General features: G+C 70.4%; 13 protein-coding genes, 1 pseudogene and 1 riboswitch. Of the genes and pseudogenes, 10 read left to right on the plus strand and 4 right to left on the minus strand.

The annotated features are described in order from the left end of the window. The first annotated feature begins 56 nt into the window (after positions 1-56). The gene (locus tag D473_RS0110330; protein WP_017608998.1) at positions 57-1,007 is read left to right on the plus strand and encodes a helix-turn-helix transcriptional regulator; all 951 of its coding nucleotides are present in this window, start codon (positions 57-59) and stop codon (positions 1,005-1,007) included. Positions 1,008-1,051: 44 nt separating this feature from the next. On the opposite strand, the gene D473_RS0110335 is transcribed toward D473_RS0110330, so the two are convergent. The 3 genes from D473_RS0110335 to D473_RS0110345 are packed head-to-tail and all read right to left on the minus strand — an operon-like array spanning position 1,052 to position 5,084. After that, entirely contained in the window at positions 1,052-2,005 is a 954-nt protein-coding gene (locus D473_RS0110335; RefSeq protein WP_017608999.1) for an N-acetylglucosamine kinase, read from the minus strand. After that, positions 2,002-2,895, minus strand: coding sequence for an N-acetylmuramic acid 6-phosphate etherase (locus D473_RS0110340; RefSeq protein ID WP_017609000.1), 894 nt, complete (start codon positions 2,893-2,895; stop codon positions 2,002-2,004). Before D473_RS0110340 ends, D473_RS0110335 begins: the two co-directional genes overlap by 4 nt. 44 nt (positions 2,896-2,939) lie before the next feature. Next, positions 2,940-5,084 (minus strand): alpha-N-acetylglucosaminidase, encoded by a 2,145-nt coding sequence (locus tag D473_RS0110345; protein ID WP_017609001.1) that lies wholly within the window; start codon positions 5,082-5,084, stop codon positions 2,940-2,942. Positions 5,085-5,181: 97 nt separating this feature from the next. On the opposite strand from D473_RS0110345, the gene D473_RS0110350 reads away from it, so the two are divergent. From D473_RS0110350 to D473_RS25665, 4 genes and pseudogenes are all read left to right on the plus strand, one after another. Beyond that, positions 5,182-6,432 (plus strand): ROK family transcriptional regulator, encoded by a 1,251-nt coding sequence (locus tag D473_RS0110350; RefSeq protein ID WP_033353148.1) that lies wholly within the window; start codon positions 5,182-5,184, stop codon positions 6,430-6,432. A 67-nt stretch (positions 6,433-6,499) separates the two neighbouring features. Next, complete coding sequence (locus D473_RS0110355; RefSeq protein ID WP_017609003.1) at positions 6,500-7,834, plus strand: ABC transporter substrate-binding protein; 1,335 nt, start codon at positions 6,500-6,502, stop codon at positions 7,832-7,834. Further along, positions 7,827-8,750 (plus strand): carbohydrate ABC transporter permease, encoded by a 924-nt coding sequence (locus D473_RS0110360; RefSeq protein ID WP_017609004.1) that lies wholly within the window; start codon positions 7,827-7,829, stop codon positions 8,748-8,750. The genes D473_RS0110355 and D473_RS0110360 overlap by 8 nt, the downstream gene beginning before the upstream one ends. Then, positions 8,747-9,510: pseudogene (locus D473_RS25665) on the plus strand (carbohydrate ABC transporter permease). Before D473_RS0110360 ends, D473_RS25665 begins: the two are co-directional and overlap by 4 nt. Positions 9,511-9,615: 105 nt before the next feature. Here the strand turns inward: D473_RS25665 and tenA are convergent. After that, a complete protein-coding gene (tenA, locus tag D473_RS0110370; protein ID WP_193373267.1) occupies positions 9,616-10,275 on the minus strand; it encodes a thiaminase II in 660 nt (219 codons plus the stop codon). Next, a riboswitch (TPP riboswitch) is annotated at positions 10,265-10,370 on the minus strand. (Overlaps the previous gene by 11 nt.) Positions 10,371-10,871: 501 nt before the next feature. On the opposite strand from tenA, the gene D473_RS0110375 reads away from it, so the two are divergent. From D473_RS0110375 to D473_RS0110395, 5 genes are all read left to right on the plus strand, one after another. Beyond that, positions 10,872-11,408, plus strand: coding sequence for an Hsp20/alpha crystallin family protein (locus D473_RS0110375; RefSeq protein ID WP_017609006.1), 537 nt, complete (start codon positions 10,872-10,874; stop codon positions 11,406-11,408). A gap of 170 nt (positions 11,409-11,578) precedes the next feature. Further along, a complete protein-coding gene (locus D473_RS0110380; protein WP_017609007.1) occupies positions 11,579-12,430 on the plus strand; it encodes a Rieske 2Fe-2S domain-containing protein in 852 nt (283 codons plus the stop codon). Positions 12,431-12,669: 239 nt separating this feature from the next. After that, on the plus strand, positions 12,670-14,199 hold the full coding sequence (locus tag D473_RS0110385) for a fatty acyl-CoA synthetase (RefSeq protein WP_017609008.1): 1,530 nt from the start codon (positions 12,670-12,672) through the stop codon (positions 14,197-14,199). A gap of 245 nt (positions 14,200-14,444) precedes the next feature. Further along, on the plus strand, positions 14,445-16,829 hold the full coding sequence (gene guaD, locus D473_RS26535; protein WP_241474755.1) for a guanine deaminase: 2,385 nt from the start codon (positions 14,445-14,447) through the stop codon (positions 16,827-16,829). A 110-nt stretch (positions 16,830-16,939) separates the two neighbouring features. Then, complete coding sequence (locus tag D473_RS0110395) at positions 16,940-21,430, plus strand: molybdopterin cofactor-binding domain-containing protein (protein WP_017609010.1); 4,491 nt, start codon at positions 16,940-16,942, stop codon at positions 21,428-21,430. Positions 21,431-21,455: the final 25 nt, after the last annotated feature.

The following is a 21,455-nucleotide window of genomic DNA, read 5'->3' on the forward strand; positions in this document are numbered from 1 at the left end:
GACGTTAGAGAGCGATGAGGACAGCTGCGGTCCTCTTTCCCCGGCATACTGGACCCATGCCGGAACCGACCGCGGCCCGCCTGCTGGCTCTGTTGTCCCTGTTGCAGTCCGGGCCGGACCGCTCAGGGCCCGACCTCGCCGCCCGGACGGGGGTGACCGTGCGTACCGTGCGGCGCGACGTCGAACGGCTGCGCGATCTGGGGTATCCCGTCGAATCCGTCGCCGGCGCCGCCGGCGGCTACCGTCTCGGCCCGGGCGGGCGGATGCCGCCGCTGCTGTTGGACGACGAGGAGGCGGTCGCTGTCGCCGTGGGGCTGCGTACGGCCGCTCAGGGATCGGTGACCGGGATCGAGGAGGCCTCCCTGCGGGCCCTGACCAAGCTCGACCACGTACTGCCCTCCCGGCTGCGGCCGCGTGTGCGCGCCCTCCATGCCGCCACCGTCACCGTCTCCGACCAGGACGCGCCGACCGTGGACCACGAGACCCTCGCCGTGGTCGCCTCGGCCTGCCGCTCCTGCGAACGGCTCCGTTTCGCCTATGTGGACCACGAGGGCGGGGACGGGCACCGTCGGGTCGAGCCGCAACGGCTGGTCAGCTGGTGGCAGCGCTGGTACCTGGTGGCCTGGGACCTGGCCCGCGACGACTGGCGCACCTTCCGCGTGGACCGGCTGCGGGAGCCCCGCCCCACCGGGCAGCGGTTCGCACCGCGCGAGGACCCGGAGGGCGACGTGGCCCTGTACTTGCAGCGCCGGCTCGGTGCGCACATGTGGCCGTTGCGTGCGCGCGTGCGTGTGTACGCCCCCGCCGAGGAGGTCTCCGCACACGGGATGGGTGTGGTCGAGCCCGTGGACGAACACACCTGCCTGTTGCTCATCGGTGGTGAGTCGGTGACCGTGCTCGCTCCGTGGCTGGGCTCCCTGGAGGCCGACTTCGAGGTGCTGGAGCCGCCCGAACTCGCCGAACAGGTCGCCCTGCTGGCGCGGCGCTACGCTCGCGCCCATGGTTGAGGCCCGCACCCACGGTCGGGATCACGGCCCCATCGCCCGGGGGCTCAACCGCAGCGGTACAGGTAGGGCGGCCGGTGCACGAGCTCCGGTCCCGACTCGGCCAGGGCCAGGGCGCCGTCCACGGAGTCGCCCGCAGGAGCGAGCAGACACGCGTTCGGCAGGCGGCGCAGCACCTCGGCGCGGAAGGGCTCGGCCAACAGCGCACCGGAGTCGAAGAGCCTGCCGCCCCAGGAGAAACGGGACGCCAATCCGGGGGCCGAGGCCGCGACCGCCGTCTCACCCAGGTGCGTGCCGGCCTCCCACCAGATCCGCTGCGCCACGGGATCGCCTTCGTGAGCGGCCTCGGCCACGCGCGGAGCGAACCCCGCGAGCAGGGTGGAGGTCGCGACTCGGCCCCGGTAGAGCTGGGTCTGCAGCTCACCGGCCCCGCCGAAGTGTTCCTGTGAGCGTGCCAGGAGTTCCGGAGAGCCGTCGGACAGCCCATCGCGTGCCCGGAGCGCATACCGCAGGCCCTGCTGGCCGACCCAGGAACCACTGCCGCGATCACCCAGGAGGTAGCCCCACCCGTCGGTGCGGCGCCACGTCTCCCGCAGGTCGGTTCCCAGAGCCACGGACCCGGTGCCCGCGGCGACGACGACACCGGCACGCCCGCCGAGCGCCCCGGTGTGTGTGGTCAGCGCGTCGGCGGCCGCGATCACGTCCCCGGCGGAAAGCCCCGAGCGGAGCATGCGCACGAGCTCACCGGGGTCCTCGATCAGGTCGGGCAGGCCGGTCAGACCGGCCGCCACCCGGTCGAACCCCGGGGCCCCGATGCGGTGTGCGGCCTTGCGCAGGAGTGTGATCACACGCGGCACCAGGTTCGGCACGTCGATCCCCCCGCCGACGCGCGGCACCGCGGCCCCGTCCTCGGCGCGGGCCGTGTCCCCGCCGTAGCGCACGAGCACACGAACCCCGCCGCCGCCGACGTCGACACCGGCCAGGACCGGAGAGCCGCTCACCTCTCCTCCAACGCCGTGACCGCCGCGCGGACACCGCCGTGCTCGGCCAGCACCCGGTGTGCCCGCTCCACCGGGGCCTCCGCGAGCAGGCTCACCAGGGCCGCCTCGACCCGGCCTCCGGCCTCCTCCAGGGCGGCGGTGCAGTGCCTGCGTGGCTGCCCGGACGCCTCGACCAGCAGGCCCACGGAACGGTCCCGAAGTTTGTCGTTGGTGGCCACGAGCCCCACCATCAGGTTCGAGTAGGTGCGTCCCGCCCCGACCATGAGCGCGGTGGAGAAGGAGTTGAGCAGCACTTTGGTGGCGGTGCCCGCCTTGAGCCGGGTCGATCCCGTGATCGCCTCGGGGCCCGTGTCGGCCACGACGGGCAGGTCGCACGCCTGCAACAGGGCCGCCTGCGGGTTGCAGGTGACCAGCACACAGAGCGCACCGGTCCCTCGTGCCGCACGCAGGGCCCCGGCCGCGTAGGCGGTGGACCCCGACGCGGTCACAGCCACGGCCACGTCGCCGGGGCCGAGCGCACCGGCGTCCTGTTCACCGAGTGTGTCGGCGTCCTCCAGGTCCAGGGTGGAGTCGGCCAGCGCGGCGGCCCCGCCGGGGAAGTGGGCGGTGAACAGCTCCGGGTCCGCGCCGAAGGTCGGGGTGACCTCGGTGGCGTCGAGCACGGCCAGCCGCCCGGATGCGCCGGCGCCGAAGTAGTGCACCCGGCCGCCGCTCCGCAACCGCACCCCGGCTGCGTCGACCGCTGCGGCCAGCTGCGCGGAGGCCGCCGAGGCCGCGTGCACGGCTCGTGCGTCCTCGTTCTGCAGCAGGCCGATGATCTCCTGCGTGGCCACGGTGTCGATGTCGACCGTGCGCGGGTTGCGGGCCTCGGTCGGTGATCGCTCCGGCATGTACTCCTCTTTCGTCCCTGTCGCCGCTGTGGTCAGGCCCGGGTTCACCGGGGATTTCCGTAGCGCTCCAGCAGTGTCCGGGACAGGGTGAGGACATCGCCGTCGGCCGGTTCCGTCTCGGATGCGCCCTCGGCCAGGAAGACACGTGCCCGCTCGTCCAGACGCTGGTCGAGCCGGACGGCGGCCTCTTCGGGATCGGCCTGCGCCCGGTCCAGGTCCTGGGCCCACATCCGCCACCGGTCGCGGTAGTAACCCCCGACCAGGCCGGACCAGAGCCGGCCCGCGTAGTCGTTCAGGAAGGGGCTGTCGTGGCTGTCCCACACGGTCAGCAACCGCCGGGCGTTGTCCACCAGCATCGTGCGCTCGTCGGCGTCCCCGGCCCAGGAAGCGGCCTTCTCCTCCCACCGGCGGAACGTGTACTCGGTGCGCGTGGCCAGCAGCGCGTCCAGGTCCTCGAACAGGGCCAGGAACCGCTCGGTGTCCTCGGCGCCGACCGCACCGTCGCGCAGGGCCGTGTCGACCAGGGAGAGGTAGGCGCGGTCGGCGACGCGGGCCAGGGCCGCCGTGGCGACGTCGATCAGGTCGTGGCCCAACGGGCCCCGCGCCGATTCCGGGTCGGCCTCGGCCGCCTCGACCAGTTCTTCCCAGGCACGGTGCAGCTCGGCGGGCTCGTAGCCGACCAGTTCCTCGGCCTGGGCGCGCAGCCGTTGTGGTTCGGCCAGGTCGCGGTAGTCGGGGCGTGCGGTCAGTACACCGTTGAACCGTTCGGGGAAGACCAGAGGTCCCGGGGTGCGGTAGATGGTCGTGTTCAGCCGCTGCCAGGACCGCAGGAGGGCGGGGTCGTGGTCGGGCCCGTAGCGTTCCCGCACGAAGCCGGGGAGCCAGTCGCGTCCGACGTCGTCCACGCGGGTCCAGGCCTGGTCGAGGATCAGCTCGAAGAAGGCCGGGTTGTTGTGGGTGCCCTCCATGGCCAGACCCAGGCCGGCGGGGGCGGTGGGGGCCTCCCGAGCGCGGTTGAGGGCGTCGGTCGCCCCTTGGAGGTCGCCGATGGGGTCGGTGCGCCCGCCGAAATTGAGCAGTGCGCACCACATCCAGGGCTTGCCGGAGAAGGCGTCGAAGCGTTCCCACTGCGGGTCGGCCTCGGCCCACAGGTCGAGCACGAGCAGGCGTTCGTCGGGGATGGCGTCGAGGAAGGCGGTGACGCGGTCATCGGTCCAGAATTCGCGCTGGTAGGAGAACGGCCACGCCTGCAGGACCCACACCGCCTCCGGGTCGGCGGTGGTCAGGCCGTCCAGGGTCGCCTCGGCCACGGCTCCGGGGTAGGAGAGGTCGGCCTCGACCGGCGGCATCTCGATGAAGGGGTCGGCGGCGTAGCGGTGGTCGGTGCCCAGCAGGGCGATCTGGCTGCGGGTGATCTGTTCGGCCACCTGCGCGTAGAGGGGGTCGGTGGGGGAGAGCACCTCGGTGACGAAGCTGTGCCAGGTGCGCGGTGTGGTCCGCTCCGGAGCCAGTTGCGGGGGCACGTGTCCGGTGAAGGCGGGCAGGATCGGGCGCATGCCGAAGGCGCGCTGGCGTTCGAGGATCCGGCGTCCCAGCTCCAGGTGGGTGTCGATCCAGCGGGTGGTCAACGGCCCCGCGAAGCCGTCCAGGTTCCCCATGTACTGCCAAGGCAGGTACGAGGGGCCGCCGAGGAAGGCACGCACCGTCTCCTCGTCCAGGCCCAGCCGGGTGTAGGCCTCGCGCAGCACGGCTTCGTGGCCGACGAGCGAGAGGGGAGCGGTGACCCCGTGCAGCGCCATCCAGTCGATCTCGCGCTCCCAGTCCGACCAGTCCCAGTACGTGCTCGTGTAGCCGTAGGTGCAGAAGTTGAGGTGGTAGGTCTGTGCGATCCGGGCGGTCAGACGTGTGGTCGGGGAGTCGGGGAAACGGGCGGTCTCCAGGGGCAGGGGCGTGTCCCAGCCGACGGCGGCCGAGCAGACCCGGCGCAGATAGGTGTGCAGCCCGACGGCGGCGGCCACACCGTCGGTCGCCCGGACCGTCAGGGTGCCGCCCTCGGCGCGGTACTCGAAGGAGCGTTCACTGGGGTCGAGCTCGCCGAAGGCGATCGGGGGATGGTTCTCGCCGAGGATCCTGCGGGCCAGGCCGGCCACGGTCGTGCCCCACGGGACCTGCGCCGCGTCGTCGCCCATCTTTTCCCTCCGAGGTGTTGCCCGACTCACAATTAGTTCCGTACAGTACATAACTAATTCGAACGCGAGCAAGAGCGGCAGGAACGAGGAAGTGGACGTGGACACACCGGTCGCGTCGGGCACCCGGTACATGCGCGAGGTCAACACCGCGGCGGTCCTCACCGAACTGCGCCGGTGCACCGGAACCAGCGTGACCGAACTCGCGCGCGCCACCGGTCTCTCCCGCCAGGCGGTCACCCGCTCGATCTCCGGACTCGAAGAGGGCGGCCTGGTCGAACTGCTGGCCCCGCAACGGCCGGGCAGACGCACAGGACGCCCGCCCCAGGTCGTACGGTTCCGCGCCGAGGCCGGGCACGTCCTCGGCCTGGCCCTCACACCCGAGGAGCTGCGGGTGGTCGCCGCCGACCTCGGGGGCACCGTCGTGGCCGAGGAGACGGCACCGCTCACCGGAACCGACGGGGCACATCTGGCCCGGACCCTGACCGCCACTGTCACCGCGACCCTGGACTCGGCCGGGCTCACCCCGGACCAGGTCTGGCACGCCTGCCTGGGCGCCCCCGGGATCGTGGACCGCCACACCCAGCAGATCCGGTTCACCGCGAGCATGCCGCACATCGCCGGCGACCTGCTCCTGCGCACGCTCGGCAGCTGCCTGCCCTGCCCCGTCCATCTCGACAACGACGTCAAACTCGCCACCGAGGGCGAACGCCGCCGCGCCGGACACGACCGGCACGAGGGCCCCATGGTCCTCGTCCAGTGGGGCGAACGCGTCGGCGCGGGCATCGTCGTCTTCGACCGGCTCTACCGAGGCGCCTCCAACGACGCCGGTGACCTCGGCTTCCTGGACCTGTGCGTGGAGGACCCCGGCACCGGACAGGCCGACGCCGACGCCCAAGGGCTCGGCGCGTTCGAAGCCTGGGTCGGTACCACCCGACTGACTTCCCTGGTCCGCGAGACCGCCGAACGCAGGGGCGACCACACCTTGGCCCGATCCCTGCAGGAGGGCGACCGGGGGATGGACACCGCCGCCGAGGCCCTGCACCGGGGCGATCCCGCCGCGACCGAGGCGCTCGAGGAGATCACCCGGCGCTTCGCCAAGGGGCTCGGTGCCGTGCGCGCCCTCCTCGACCCCGAGGTCGTCGTCATCGGCGGCCCCATGGCCCGCTGCGGAGAGCACCTGCTCACCGCCCTGAACGCACACCTGCAACAGCAACGCCTCGACCCGCCGCGCCTGGAACTGGCGGCCCTGGAGGAGGACGCGATCGTCCGCGGCGCACTGCACCACGCACTCGCCGAGGTCGAGCGCGGTGCATTGGCACTGCCACCGACGGCGAGGCTCTTCTCATGACCCCGGGACCCTCTGCCGCAACACCGGCCACCGCACGGTCGCCGGCCCCACACCGCAGGGAGAGAGCATGCCCACCACACCGGGCCTACGGCGCCCGGCGGCCGCTGCCGCCGCGGGGACGGCCGCAGCCCTCGTCCTCAGCTCGTGCGCCGTACTGTCCACGAGCGTGCGCGAGGACGACACACCCGAGTCCGTCTCCACCGGCGTGCCCGACGAACCGGTCACGCTCCGGCTCGCCTACACCGACGACCCGCCCACCCAGGCCCTGGTGGACGGTTTCACCGAACAGCACCCGAACGTCGACATCGAACTGCAGCAGACGCAGTTCACCGACTACATCAAGACGGTGAAGCTCTCGATGTCCTCCGAGAACCCGCCCGACATCGCCCAGTACAACTCCGGGGCCATGGACTCGCTCGTACCGGCCGGGCTCATCCTCGACCTCGACGAGCACAACGAGGCCTACGGCTGGGAGGAGACCTTCCCGGCCACCGCGCTGGAGTCCCTGCGCACCGACCCCGAGGCGAGCGAGTACGGCAGCGGCAGCCTCTACGCCGCCCCCGGAGCCCTGTCGATCCTCGGGGTCTTCTACAACAAGTCCCTGCTGGAGGAGGCCGGTGTGGACGGACCGCCGCAGACCCTGGAGGAGTTCGAGCAGGCCCTGGGACGGGTACACGACGAAACCGACGCCACACCCCTGGGCAACGGTGCCCTCGAGGTCGGCGGGTTCCAGATCTGGAGCTCCCTGCTGAACGTCCTGGGCGATGAGGACGAGTACCGCGACTGGGTGTACGGGGTGCCGGGGGCCGACATCGAGACCGAGGCCGCCGACGAGGCCACCCGGACCCTGACCCGGTGGGCGCAGGAGGGGTACCTGCCCGAAGGCACCAGCGCCGTCTCCGACATCGACGCCCAGGCCGACTTCGCCGCGGGGGACAGCGCCTTCCTCGTCACCGGCAACTGGGCGACCGCCGAACTCGCCGAGGAGATGGGCGAGGGCGTCGGGTTCTTCCTCATGCCCGGCCCCACGGGACAGGAGCCCCCGGTCGCCGCGGGTTCGAGCGTGTCCTATGCGGTCTCGTCCCAGAGCGAGAACTACGACACCGCCGCCGCCTTCCTCGACTACCTCGGCTCGCCCGAGGCCGCACAGATCCAGCTGGAGAGCGGGTTCATGCCCGTCGACCCCGACGCACCCTCCGAGGGCGAAGGGGTGAGAGGCGAGGTCAACGCCGGGTTCAGCGAGGTCATCGAGCAGGAGGCGCTCCTGCCCTTCCCCGACTTCGCCAGTCCCGGAATGGTCGACCAGCTCACCCCCGGGGTCCAGGGTCTGGTGACCGGAACGACGAGCGAGGAGGAGTTCCTCCGCTCGCTCCAGCAGGAATGGGACGAACACCATGAATGAGGGAGCAACGACCGCACCCCGCACCGAGAGCAGGGGCAAGCGCCGGGGACGGCCCGGCCGGGGCGACAGCGGAGCCTGGCTCTACCTGCTGCCGGCCGTCGCCGTCTACGTCGGGTTCCTCATCTACCCGGCCGTGAGCACCCTGCAGTTCTCGTTCCTGGAATGGGACGGGATCGCACCGCCCGAATGGGGCGGGCCGGACAACTTCGTGCAGGTTCTGACCGACCCGCTGCTGGCCAAGGCGATCGGCAACGGGCTCCTGCTCATCGTCTTCTTCACCCTGATCCCCATCGCCATCGGTCTGCTCATGACCGCGCTGCTCGTCGGCCGGGTCCAACGGGGCACCACCTTCTACCGGGTCGTGTTCTTCCTGCCCCAGGTCCTCCCGCTGGTGGCGGTGGGTACCACCTGGCGCTGGGTCTACAGCGACGAGGGCATGATCAACCAGTTCCTGCGCCTGGTCGGTCTGGACGGCCTCACCCGGGCCTGGCTCGGCCACGAACAGTTCGCCCTCGTGGCCCTGGGCCTCATCGGCACCTGGACCATGAGCGGGCTGTGCATGATGCTGTTCATGAGCGGCGCCCAGAAGGTCGACACCTCCCTGCACGAGGCCGCCGCCATCGACGGCGCCGGGCCCGTCCGGCAGTTCCTCAGCGTCACCCTCCCGGGGGTGCGCAAGGAGATCAGCATCGCAGGCGTCATCACCACCATCGCCGCCCTGGCCAGCTTCGACCTGGTCTTCGTCACGACCAACGGCGGTCCCGCCGGCGCCACCAACGTGCCCGCCCTGCTCGTGTACCGGCTGGCCTTCAACGAGGGTGACATCGGCGCCGCGAGCGCCCTCGCCGTGGTGCTGACCGTGCTCGTCATCGTGCTCGTCAGCGCGATCCGCTACCTGGCCAGGGAGGACTCATGAGACACAGCACCCTGGGCACGACCCTGCGCTACGGACTCCTGAGCCTCCTGGCACTCCTCGTGCTCCTGCCCTTCGTCGGGATCGTCCTGGCCGCCCTGCACCCTTCCGGGAGCCAGGTCAACGGTGTGGCCCTGCCCGAACAATGGTCCTGGGAGAACTTCGGCCTGGCGTGGGAGGCCGGCGGGTTCGACGACCTCATGCGCTCCAGCTTCATCATCAGCGGGGCCGTCGTGCCGCTGGTCGTGCTGCTGGCGACCATGGCCGGCTTCGCCCTGTCGATCCTGAAGGTGTGGGGCGGACGGGTCATCTCGCTCGGGTTCGTGCTCGGCCTGACCGTGCCGGTCGAGCTATTGGTCATCGCGCTGTACTACAACCTCCGCGAGGTCGGTCTCACCGACGCCTACCTCGGGGTGGTCCTGGCCGAGGTCGCCCTGTTCCTGCCCTTCGGCGTCTACTGGATGCAGTCGCACTTCGCCGGGGTGCCCCGCGAACTCGTGGAGGCCGCCCGCATGGACGGTGCCCGCAACCGCACCGTCCTTTGGCGGGGGCNAACCAGTTCCTGCTCGTGCTCGTGATGATGCAGGACCCCTCGATGCGTACCGCCCCCACCGGCCTGGGGCTCTTCGTGGGCCAGTACGGGACCGACATCCCGCTGTTGGCCGCCGCGAGCCTCATCGTCATCGCGCCGATCGTCGTGATCTACCTGCTTTTCCAGCGCAGCTTCGTCAACGGCATCACCCAGGGCGCCATCAAGGGATGACGGGACGGCCCGGGGTCCGTACGGGCCCCGGGCGCAGCGGTTCAGGGAGGGGCCACCCGACATCCGGTCGGGCGCTACCGCCGAGCCCGGACCCTCAAAGCCGGGTCAAACCGGGTACGCCCACTCCTCACGGCGCCAAGCCGCGTCCCAGAACATCCACTCGTAGGTGGTGGCCCGCACGAACGCCTCCCGCATGCGCGCGACCGTCGTGCTGTTCGCGTGCTCGGCCAGCTGGTCGGCGATCGCCTTCACTTGCTCCGTGGTCCGGGCGAACTCCTCGTCGGCGTAGGTGGCGAGCCACTCGCCGTAGGGGTGCCCGGACAGGTCCCCGGCCTTGGCCATGAGCCGTTCACCGACGTCGGCGTAGACCCAGAAACACGGCAGCACCGCCGCCACGAGCTCCGGATACCCTTGGGTGTGGGCGACCGACAGCACGTACGAGGTGTAGGCGTTGCAGGTCGGCGACGCAGTGGCCTCGTCGGCCACCCGGCCCACCGCACCCTCGTGCAGTGCGCTCTCCACGACGATCGTGTCGTATGCGGCCTTGGCGAAGAACGCGATCTCCTCGCCGTTGTCGGCCTTGGCCGCCGCCGACGCCAGGGCCCGTGCGAAACCACGCAGGTAGAGGGCGTCCTGGGTCATGTAGTAGGAGAACCGATCGCGGTCCAGGGTTCCGTTCCCGAGCCCGCGCACGAACGGCAGCTCATCGATGGCCTCACGCGTCCTCGCGGTCTCCGCCCACACGTCATCACAGAATCCAGCCATCAGGCGATCCCTTCGCTAGAACTAACCAGAGCAGGTTCGACGGGTCTCATCTCAGCGCCGCACCCTCGCGGGAGGGCGCACCCCGTGCCTTGTGCGGCCGACCCTACAGGCGGTCCCGCGCCCGTGACACCCCCTGAACACGGCCCTTCGGGGCACCCGGGGCCTCAGGCTCCGAGGTTGTCGAGCAGAGCCCGGGTGACCTCCCCGGTCTTGGTGGTGCCGCCGACTTCGCGGGTGAGGTTCCCCGGCGTGCGATCGCCTCGATCGCACGGTCGACCTTGACCGGGGTCGAGGCCGCGAGGAGGCCGGATCAAGGCCGCGCGGTTAATGTGATCTGGCCCATATAGAAACTCAACCAAACCGTTGTGTTCGGCCCGTTAGGGACGGCACAATATGGGCAGGAACTCCACCCGATCTCTCGTCGGGGCCGAGCGCCGCAATTGTAATGAAGTGGGTCATCCCGGTCGGTGCCGCCCCCGGGCTGCTCCCACTTCACAGTCGTCCACGTCAGGACCCCGAACCTGACCCAGGGTGCACGGCCGCCTCACGGCGTTCCCGAGCTGCGACCGTGCCCCCGTGGCGAGAGGAAGTCACGTATGGACACCACGAGAGAATTTCGCCGGTCCACCTTCACCAGCCCGTTCCGCGGCCTGTGGGACCTGGTCCGGGAAATGAGCCGCATCGCCGATTCCACGACCAGCCACGAGCTGGCGCAGATGTGCTCAGGGCCAGAGTCCTGGCGCCCCTTCACCGACTTGATCGTTCGCGACAACGACGTGCTGATCTGCTGCGACCTCACCGGAGTGCGCCGCGACGGCATCGCAGTCACCCACATCGGAGACACCCTCCTCATCACGGGCAACTGTGAACACGGGCCCGGTGACGGTGTCACCCGCCACCGGAGCGAACGTTGCAGGGGCAGCTTTCGGCGCGAGATCGCCCTCGAGCCCGGGGTCTCCCGGGAAGAGGTGGACGCCGAGATCAGCGACGGCCTTCTCCGGATCACGGTGCGGGGCACGGCCGAGCCGTCCATGGAGGCGAAGAACATCCCGGTCGTCACCGCCGCCCAGGTCCCCGCCCAGAGGCCGTCGGTCGAGGGCGTGACCTCCGGGGAAGTGCCACAGGAGGCCTGACCGCACGGGCCGCCCCAGTCTCTTGCCGCGCCCTACGGCCGAGGCCTGCCGCCCCGGCCGTAGGGAGCACCCGTGTCGGCACCCGGGCCGGACGGAAAGAGCAGATCAAAGGTCCTGCGGAGCCGGGCACCGGATGCGTGGTGAACCCATGGCCGGGTAGCTGACCCACCATGAGACTCGGTGAACGCCTCCGGCGGATCGAACGCGAAGGTCGTCTCGACCCGACCGTTTCCAGGATGAAGAAGCTCGCCCGACGCCTGCCTTCCGGGAAGCCGCGCGACCTCCTGCACGGGGTGCCGCTCGGCCATCCCCTGCATCCGGTCATGGTGCATCTGCCCATCGGCAGCTGGACGGCCGCAGTCGTGTTGGACCTGTTCCCCGGAAACCATTCCCGCAGCGCACACATATTGGTCGACGTGGGTCTGCTCACTGCCCTGCCCGCCGTGGTCAGCGGTCTGGCCGACTGGTCGCAACAGCACGAGCGCCAGCAACGCGTGGGTGTCGTGCACGCGGCGCTCAACGCGACCGGTGCGGTGTTGTTCGCCGCCTCCTCCGTCGCGCGGTACCGCGAGCGGGAGGCGGAGGGCAAGGCGTTGGCCCTGTGCGGTGCCGGCGCCGTCGGCCTGGGCGGTTACCTGGGCGGACACATCTCCTACTACCGCGCGGGCGGGGCCAACAGCGCCGATGCCTTCCTCGACCGCACACCCCGGGACTGGTGTGACCTCGGGCCGCTGGACGGTTTCCCGGACGGTGGTGTGGGCGGGGCCGACGCGGCCGGTGTCCCCGTCGTCGTGGCGCGCCGGGACCGCACCGTATCGGCCATGCTGGGCGTGTGCACCCACATGGGTGCTCCCTTGGCGCAGGGCGAGCCGGTGAACGGATGCGTGCGCTGCCCCTGGCACGGGAGCGAGTTCTCCCTCGACGACGGGACGGTCGTCCACGGGCCCGCGACGGCCTCGCTGGAAGCGCTGGAGACCTCCACCGCGGACGGTCGCCTGTGGGTGCGCCGCCCCGCCACCTGATCCGTTGCGGCGCCTGGCCCGCAGTGGGCCGGGCTCGCCGGGGCGCAGCGCGTCCGTTCCCACTGCCCCGCGGCCGAGGTATCGGTGCGGCCTGTGCGCACGAGCCCGGACGTCGGCCCCGCCCGGGGCCCTCCACAGCTTCCGGCCGGGCTCTTGCGGAGAGAACGGCGGGAACACAGGATGGTTCCCACTGCAACGGCCCCGAACCCGTGGGCCGTGCCGACGGAAGGGCAGGTGCCATGTCCGCATCGACGACGGCGAGCCGGGTCGACGACCTTCTCCGCCGCAGTGCCGCACGCGTCCCCGAGCGTGCCGCCCTGCACTTCGGTCCCCGCACCTGGACCTACGCCGAGCTCGACACGGCCGTCACCCGCGCAGCCGCCCGCCTCCTCGGCCTCGGCGCGGTGGCCGGCGAGCGGGTCGCCGCCTACGGCCGCAACTCCGACGCCTACCTCATCGGCTTCCTGGCCTGCGCCCGCGCCGGACTCGTCCACGTGCCGATCAACTACGCGCTCCAGGGGGAGGAGCTGACCTACCTGCTCGACCAGTCCGGGAGCACCCTCGCCCTGACCGACCCCGCGTTGCGCCCCGCGCTCGAGGACGTCCTGCAGGAGACCGGTGTGCGCCGGGTCCTGGACCTGCGCGAGGGCCCCGGCTGCCTGCTGGAGGAGGCCTCCGCGGGCCCCGTGCCGGACCTGGACGTACATGTGCAGGACACCGATCTGGTCCAGCTCCTCTACACCTCCGGGACCACCTCCCGGCCCAAGGGCGCCATGATGACCCACCGCGCCCTGATGCATGAATACATGTCCTGTCTCGTGGGCCTGGACCTGGACGCCGACGACCGTCCGCTGCACGCCATGCCGCTGTACCACAGCGCCCAGATGCACGTCTTCCTCCTGCCGTGGCTGGCCGTGGGCGCCACCAACACCCTCGTGGAGACCCCGGACCCCGCCGACCTGCTCAGCCGTATCGAGACCGACCGCCACGGCGCCTTCTTCGCCGCCCCCACCCTCTGGGTGGCGCTGACCAACCACCCCGAATTCCGCGAACGCGACCTCACCAGTCTGCGCAAGGCCTACTACGGGGCCTCGGTCATGCCCGGGCCCGTCCTGTCCACGCTCCAGGAGACCCTGCCCGACCTGGGCCTGTACAACTGTTTCGGCCAGAGCGAGATCGGCCCCCTCGTCTCCGTCCTGCGCCCCGAGGAACACGCCGACCGCCCTGCCTCCGCCGGCCGCGCCGCACTCTTCGTCGAACTGCGGGTCGTGGACGGTCAGGACCGCGACGTCGCTCCGGGAGAGCTCGGCGAGGTCATCTACCGCTCTCCGCAGCTGTGCGATGGTTACTGGGACAAACCCGAGGAGACCGCCGAGGCCTTCCGCGGCGGCTGGTTCCACTCCGGTGACCTCGTACGCGCCGACGCCGAGGGCTACATCGAGGTCGTCGACCGCATCAAGGACGTCATCAACACCGGCGGCGTGCTCGTCGCCTCCCGCGAGATCGAGGACGTGCTCTTCGCCCACCCCCGGGTCGCGGAGGCCGCGGTCGTCGGTGTGCCCGACACCAAGTGGATCGAGGCGGTCACCGCCTACGTCGTGCCCACCCCGGACGCCGGCACCGACGCCCTCCCCGGCACGCTCACCGACCACGTCAAGGACCACCTCGCGCCCTTCAAGGTGCCCAAGGCCGTCCACCTGGTCGAAGAGCTGCCGCGCAACGCCTCCGGCAAGATCCTCAAGCGCACCCTGCGCGAGGACCACGGCTGACCCCGGGCAGGGCACGTCCGCCGACGCACCCGCGCAGGGCGCGCCGGTCCTGGCACGCCTGCCCTGACAACCGCGCAGAGCGCGCTCGTCCCGGCCACAGCTGCTCCGTACACCACTGTTTCTGCTCATCCGGAGTCCGGCCTCCGGTCCGCCCGTTACTCGGCGTGAGCGCGCGATGAATGCGGGCCAATGCCGCATACCGCTCCGACCTGCGGCGAATTCATGTCTGGGGNCAGGAGCCACCCGTGACGCAGGAAACCAGCAGAGCACACCCGGACCGAGAACCGGCGCCACCGGAGGGAGACCAGGAAACGAGCGGCCACCGTGCCATGGCGGGCACAGGCAGGGGCTGTTCCGACGTCAGTGCCGTGCGCGGATCCCTGGTCTGGTTCACCGCCGACCCCTTCCTCACCTCGAGCGAAGAGGCCCTGGAATTCATCGAGGACGGACTGCTCGTCGTCCGCGACAGCAGGATCGAAGCGGTCGGCCCTTACGAAGAACTGGTCGGCTCCCTCCCGACCGGTGTCACCGTGGTCCACCACCGGGACAAGCTCATCGTGCCCGGGTTCGTGGACCCGCACGTCCACTACGTGCAGACCCGCATCATCGGCGCTTACGGCAACCAGCTCCTGGACTGGCTGCAGAACAGTGTCTACCCGGAAGAGGCACGATTCGCCTCGCCCGACTACGCCCGCAGGTACGCAGCCCTGTTCTGCGACCAGATCCTGCGCAACGGCACCACCACGGCGCTGGTCAACTGCGCGACCTACCCCGTCTCGGTCGACGCGTTGTTCGAGGAGACCAACCGTCGGGGCATGCGTGTGGCCGCCGGCAAGGTCCTCATGGACCGCAACGCCCGCGCCGACCTCCTCGACCCCAGCCCTGAACAGGGCTACGAGGAGTCCGCCGAACTCATCCGCAAGTGGCACGGTGTGGGGCGCGGTCTCTACGCCATCACCCCCAGGTTCGCCGTGGCCTGCACCGACGAGATGCTCCGCCTGGCCGGACAGCTCTGGCACGCCAACCCCGGAACCCTGATGCAGACCCACCTGGCGGAGAACCTCGACGAGGTCGAGGAGGTCCGCAGGCTCTTCCCCGACCGCCAGGACTACGTCGACGTCTACGAACACTTCGGACTGCTCGGACGCCGTGCGGTCTTCGCCCACGCCGTCCACCTGGACGAGCGCGGGTGGGGGCGGCTGGCGGCCACCGGCAGCGGCATCGCGCACTGCCCCACCTCCAACCTCTTCCTGGGCAGCGGCCTGTTCTCCATGCCCGAAGCCAAGGCGGCGCAGCGGCCGGTCCGCACGGGTTTGGGCACCGATGTCGGCGGCGGGACGAGCCTCTCCCTCCTGCAGACCATGAACGAGGCCTACAAGGTCGGCGAACTCGGCCGGTACCCCATGGACGGGACCAAACTCTTCTACCTGGCGACCCAGGGCGGGGCCGACGCCATGGGCCTGGACGGGGTGGTGGGTTCGCTCGCTCCGGGCCACGAGGCCGACTTCGTGGTCCTGGACCCCTCGGCCACCCGACTGCTCGCCGTCCGCACCGCCGAGAGCGAGACCGTCGACGACCTGCTCTTCGCGCTCGCGAAACTGGGTGATGACCGGGCCGTGGCCGCCACCTACGTCAACGGCCGCCTCGCACACGAACGCAACCCGTGTCTGGACCCCAAACCCGACCGCTCCAAGCACCACCGTTGGACGAGGTCGCTCGACAAGGAACTGCGCTGGGTCAACTTCGAGGAAGGCCAGGGCTGGTCCAAGGACCTGCAGGTGCCCAACGCTTGGTCGCCGTACGCGCCGGCCATCGAGGCCTACAAGAGTCGCTTGTACTGCCTGCACCAGGACACGGCCAGCAACGCCTACCTGTGGTGGGACGTCTACGACAAGGACACCGGATCCTGGCGGGGCGACCGCCCACTCCACAATGCGCTCGGGGACCCGGTTCCCAACCACGGTCCGCCGTCGCTCTCCCACGCCAACGACTACCTCTACTACGTCCACCACCGCAGCTCCCACGACCACCGCCTCTGGTGGGCCCGCTACAACACCGAGGGTGGGACCGGCTGGGCCACGGACCGTCCCGTGACGGTCCCCGGGGGACGGGAAGTGCGGGCCACGGGAGCCTCCCTGACCGTCTACGACGGGCGCCTCTACTGTGTTCTCAGGGGCGATGACGGCCGCCTGCGCTGGCTCAGCCACGACACGCACACCGAGGAGTGGAGCAGCGAACGCGAGATCCCCGGATCCCTCACGTCGGACCACACCCCGGCCGTCGACCGGTTCAAGGACCTCCTCCACTGCGTCCACGACCGCAGGGACGGCCAACTCCACTGGTGCACCTACGACAGCGTCTCGGGCCGCTGGAGCGAGAGCCGGCGCATCGAGGACCCCGACGGCACCCCGATCCGCACTTCGTGGGCCCCGGCCCTGACCCGCTACAACGACCACCTGTACTGCGTCTTCCGGCGGGAGGACTCCCTCGGGACCGGTCGCCTGTGGTGGACCCGCCACAACAGCGGCCACGGCTGGAGCCGTCCCGAGCAGGTGGGCCGCGCGATCTCCTCGCCGGGCTTCGACGTCTCCGCGTACCACGGCCCGCTCTTCTGCGTCCACCGCGGCTGAACCGGACCCCGCACCGGCCCGGTCCGCACCCGCGGGTACCGGGCCACGAACGCCCCCTGCCCAGGCACGACCACGGGTGCTCCCATCCGTGAGAACGGAAGGAACCGTTCATGGCCCACCGTGTGGTGTTCCACCTCAACGGCGACAAGACCGAACTCGACGACCCCTCCCCGGGGCTGCTGCTCGTGGACCACCTGCGCTCCGCGAGCGTGGGACTGACCGGCACGAAGAAGGGTTGCGGCCAAGGGGGCTGCGGCGCCTGCACGGTCGTCCTCTCCCATTGGGACCGGACCGAGGCCAAGGCGGTGCACCGGGCCGCCAACGCGTGCCTCGTCCCGGTCTGCGCCCTCGACGGGATGGCGGTCACCACCATCGAGGGCACCGGAACGGCCTGCCGTCCGGTCCCCGAGAGCCTGACCCACCAGACCCTCAACTCCCGCTCGGGTGCCCCGCCCGACTACACACCGCCCGTCGTCGCCGAGGCCGCGGACGCGGCGGCCGAGATCGCGCGGGCGACGCAGGACCCCTCCGGCGGGGATCCCGGAGAGAACGAAGGAGCCGAGGACGCCGGAGAGCGTGGATGCCGGATGAACCCCGTCGCGTACCGGCTGGCCGCCAACAACGGAACCCAGTGCGGGTTCTGCACGCCCGGGTTCGTCATGAACATGACCGAGTACCTGACCAACCGCCCCCACGCCACCAAGGCCGACATCGAGCACGCGCTCGACGGCAACCTGTGCCGCTGCACCGGATACCGGTCCATCCTCACCGGCATGAAGACCTTCGCCAAGGACTGGACGAAGGAGGACGAGAAGAACCGGATGCGGTGTGTGCCCGAGCAGGTCCACCTTCCTCCGGACCATGAGAACGACCGTCCCGGCCTCTCCTTCCCCGACGGGGCGAAGACGGCCACGCAGCCCTTCTGCGTGGAATCGGACGGGCGCACCTGGCACACGGTGACCACCCTCGACGAGCTCAGGGCCGTCATGGTCGGGCCCGAGAGCACCGAACGCCGCCTGGTCTGCGCCAACACCTCCTACGGCGTCTATCCCCGGGAGGTCGCAGCCGCTCGAGAGCTCGTCGACATCCGCCGCATCCCCGAGCTCCACGGAACAGAAGAAAAGGGCGGATACCTGAAGGTGGGGGCCGCCACCACCTACACCGACCTGATCACCGCACTGGATCGGGCGATCGGCCCACAGAAGAACAGCGGCGCCACTGCGCTGGGAGCCCTGCGCTACATGGCCCGCCGCACCGCCGGAACCGTCCTGCGCAACACCGCCACCGTGGGCGGCAACACCATGCTGGTGCTGCGACACATCCACGAGGGTGAGGTCTTTCCCTCCGACCTGTTCACGGCCCTGGTCGCCGTCGGCGCACGGATCACCTACTGGCGCGCCTCGACCCAACAGGCCTCGACGGTGAACGCCGGCGAGCTCGCCGCCCTGGCAACGGAGTACCCCGCCGACCTCGACGACATGGTCCTGCTCCACTACGAACTGCCCCTGGCCACGAGCGGCGTGGAGGTCTTCGCGCACAAGACCGCGCTGCGCGAGGTCAACGCACACGCCCTGGTCAACGCCACGATCCGGGTGGTCGCGGACCAGACCCACAGCTCGCAGGACAAGCACGCCGTCCACCTCAGCGCGGCCCACCTCGTGTTCGGCGGGCTGGGCGCGACCCCGTGGCACGCGACCCGGACCACACAGCAACTCCTCCGGGAACCCTTGACCCCCGCACGCGTGGACACACTGGTGAACACCCTGCGCACGGAGGCCGGTGAAGCCCTGAGGGCCTCGGCACCGCGGCGTCACGCTTCCCCGTCCGAAGGCATCACCGACGCCTACCTGACCGATCTGGCCTGTGCTTTCCTGCGCAAGTCCCTGATCGCGGCGCTCCAGAACCGAGGCGTGCAGGTCCCCGAACGCGAGCGTTCCGCCGCCAAGGTCACGTGGGGGAACCGGACCGTCAGCGACGGCACCCAGACCTGGGAGGTGGAGAACCACCGCCAACCCGTCGCCCAGCCCCACGTCAAACGCCTGTCCATGTACCAGGCCTCCGGCCGGCTCCGCTACACCCAGGACCTGCCGACCACCCCGACGACCGCACACGCGGCCGTGGTGGCCGCACGCCGGGCGCTGGCCGCCTTCACCTTCGTCGTACCCGGCACCGGCAAGACCGGCCTGAAGGAACTGCGCGCCCACCTCGCGGCCCGGTACCCCTCCTCCTACCTGCACCTGGTCTGCCACGACGACGTGCCGCCCACCGGCATCAACAAACACGGCATGGCCTCGGACCAACCACTGTTCGCGGAGGAGCAGGTCAACTACGTGGGCCAGTGCCTGGCCCTGGTCACCGCGCACACCGAGCACGAAGCACAGGAGATCGCCGAATACGTCGCGACGGCGTGCGTGCGCTATGGCGAGGTGGGCTGGCCCGAGCCGTGGAAGAGCCCGGTGCTGGGCCTGGAGAACGCGATCGAGCGCGGCAGCGTCTTCCCCGACTGCCCCAAGAGCGCCTCCTTCGTCTCCCACATCTGGAAGGTCACCCGCCCCGGGAGCCGCTTCGACTGGACCCTCGACAGGGCGCCGCTCGATCGCAAGCCCCTCCAGCGCCGGGCCGAGGTCGACGGTGTTCCCTGCACCGTCGTCGAACACGCACAGAGCACCGGCGGCCAGGCCCACTTCTACATGGAATCGCAGGCCTGCGTCGTCGAACCCCTGGACGGGGACCGGTGGCTGGTGCGCCCCGCGAGCCAGAGCCCCATGGAGATGCACCAGACCGCCGCCATGGCCCTGGGTGTCGAACACCACCGGATCCAGGTCGAGGTGAGCCAGCTCGGTGGGGGATACGGCGGCAAGACCGAGTCGGCCCGGTTCGTCACCGGCCCCGCGGTCGTGGCCGCCCACGCTCTGCGCCGCCCCGTGCGTCTGGCGCTGCCCCGTGACTTGGACACCGCGCTCATCGGCAAGCGGCACCCCTACTACGGCCGGTACCAGATCGCCCTCGACGACGGACGCAAGCACGACAAGGACAAGGGCATCATCCGCGGGGTGCGCACCGACATGTGGGGTGACGGGGGAGCGTTCTACGACTGTTCCTTCATCGTCTCCAACTGCATCCAGCTGCGCACGGACAACGCCTACCACGTGCGCAACTTCGAGAGCAGCATCGATGTCTGCCGCACCAACACCGCACCGAACACGGCCTTCCGTGCCTTCGGGGACATCCAGTGCAAGATCATCACCGAGAACGCCATCGACGATGCGGCCCACGCCGTCGGTATGACGCCGGAAGAGGTCCGGGAGAAGAACCTCTACCGGCAGGGTGAGGCCACCCCTTACGGTCAGACCCTGACCTACTGCTACGTGCGGGAGGTATGGGACTACCTCAAGAGGGTCTGCGACCACCAGGAGACCCGGAAACGGGTCGAGAAGTTCAACGCCGAGAACCGCTGGCGCAAGCGCGGTATGGCGATGATCCCGGTCAAGTACGGGTCCGGTTACAACCTGGCCATGCTCGAACAGGCCGCCGCCCACGTCGCCGTGCACGCCGGGGACGGCAGTGTCGTCATCCACCAGGGCGGTGTGGAGATGGGCCAAGGGGTGGTGACCAAGGTCGAGCAGATCGCCGCACACATCCTCGATGTCCCGCTCAGCCTGCTGAGGGTGGAAGGACCGCGCACCAGCGTCATCCCCAACCCCACCAGCACCGGGGCCTCCACCGGAACTGCTTACAACGGCGAGGCCGTCAAACAGGTCTGCGAACGGTTGCGCCGGCGCCTGAGCGACTTCGCCACCCAGCTGCGCCGGGAACAAGGCGATGCGTGGTGTGAGCAGCAGGGGATCGACCACTGGAATCACCCGAAGGAGGGCTGGTCGGCGAGGACCCCCTCCGGCAAGTTCATCTGGCAGAACCTGGTCCAGCTCGCCTACGCCCACCGTGTCGACCTGATCGTCGCCTTCAACGCCCCCATCGTCGGAGGCGAGGCGCCCCTGCCGGCGCTGACCTACAAACCCACGGGGGACCAGAAGAAGATCCCCGGCATCGAGATCGACGAGGACGCCACCCCCGGCGGCGGGGTCGACTCCTTCACCGGGTTCACCTACTCCGCCGCCTGCTCGGAGGTGGAGATCGACGTCCTCACGGGCGAGGCCACCGTGCTCAAGTCCGACATCGTCTACGACATGGGCCGGAGCATCAACCCCGCCGTCGACGTCGGACAGATCGAAGGGGCCTTCGTCCAGGGGATCGGATACCTGCTCACCGAACACCTGGCCTACGAACCCGAGGGCGAGGAGAAGGGCCGCCTCAACAGCACCAACACCTGGGGATACAAGCCGCCGGCGGTCTCCACCATCCCGGTGCGGATGAATACCCACCTCTTCCCGCGGGACGAGGCCGACTCCGTCCCCGAGAACCCCAACGACCTGATGTCGTCCAAGGAGGTCGGCGAGCCGCCGCTGGTCCTGGCCTCCACGGTGTTCTTCGCGGTCAAGGCCGCCGTGCGGGAGGCCCGGCGGGAGAACGGCCGCCACGGTGCGTTCCGCCTCGACGCCCCGGCCACCGTGCAGGAGGTCCGCAGGGCCTGCCAGGAGTGACCGCCGTGCCCGGGGCCGGACCTTC

This window comes from Nocardiopsis xinjiangensis YIM 90004 (assembly GCF_000341145.1).
Taxonomy (GTDB): Bacteria; Actinomycetota; Actinomycetes; order Streptosporangiales; family Streptosporangiaceae; genus Nocardiopsis; species Nocardiopsis xinjiangensis.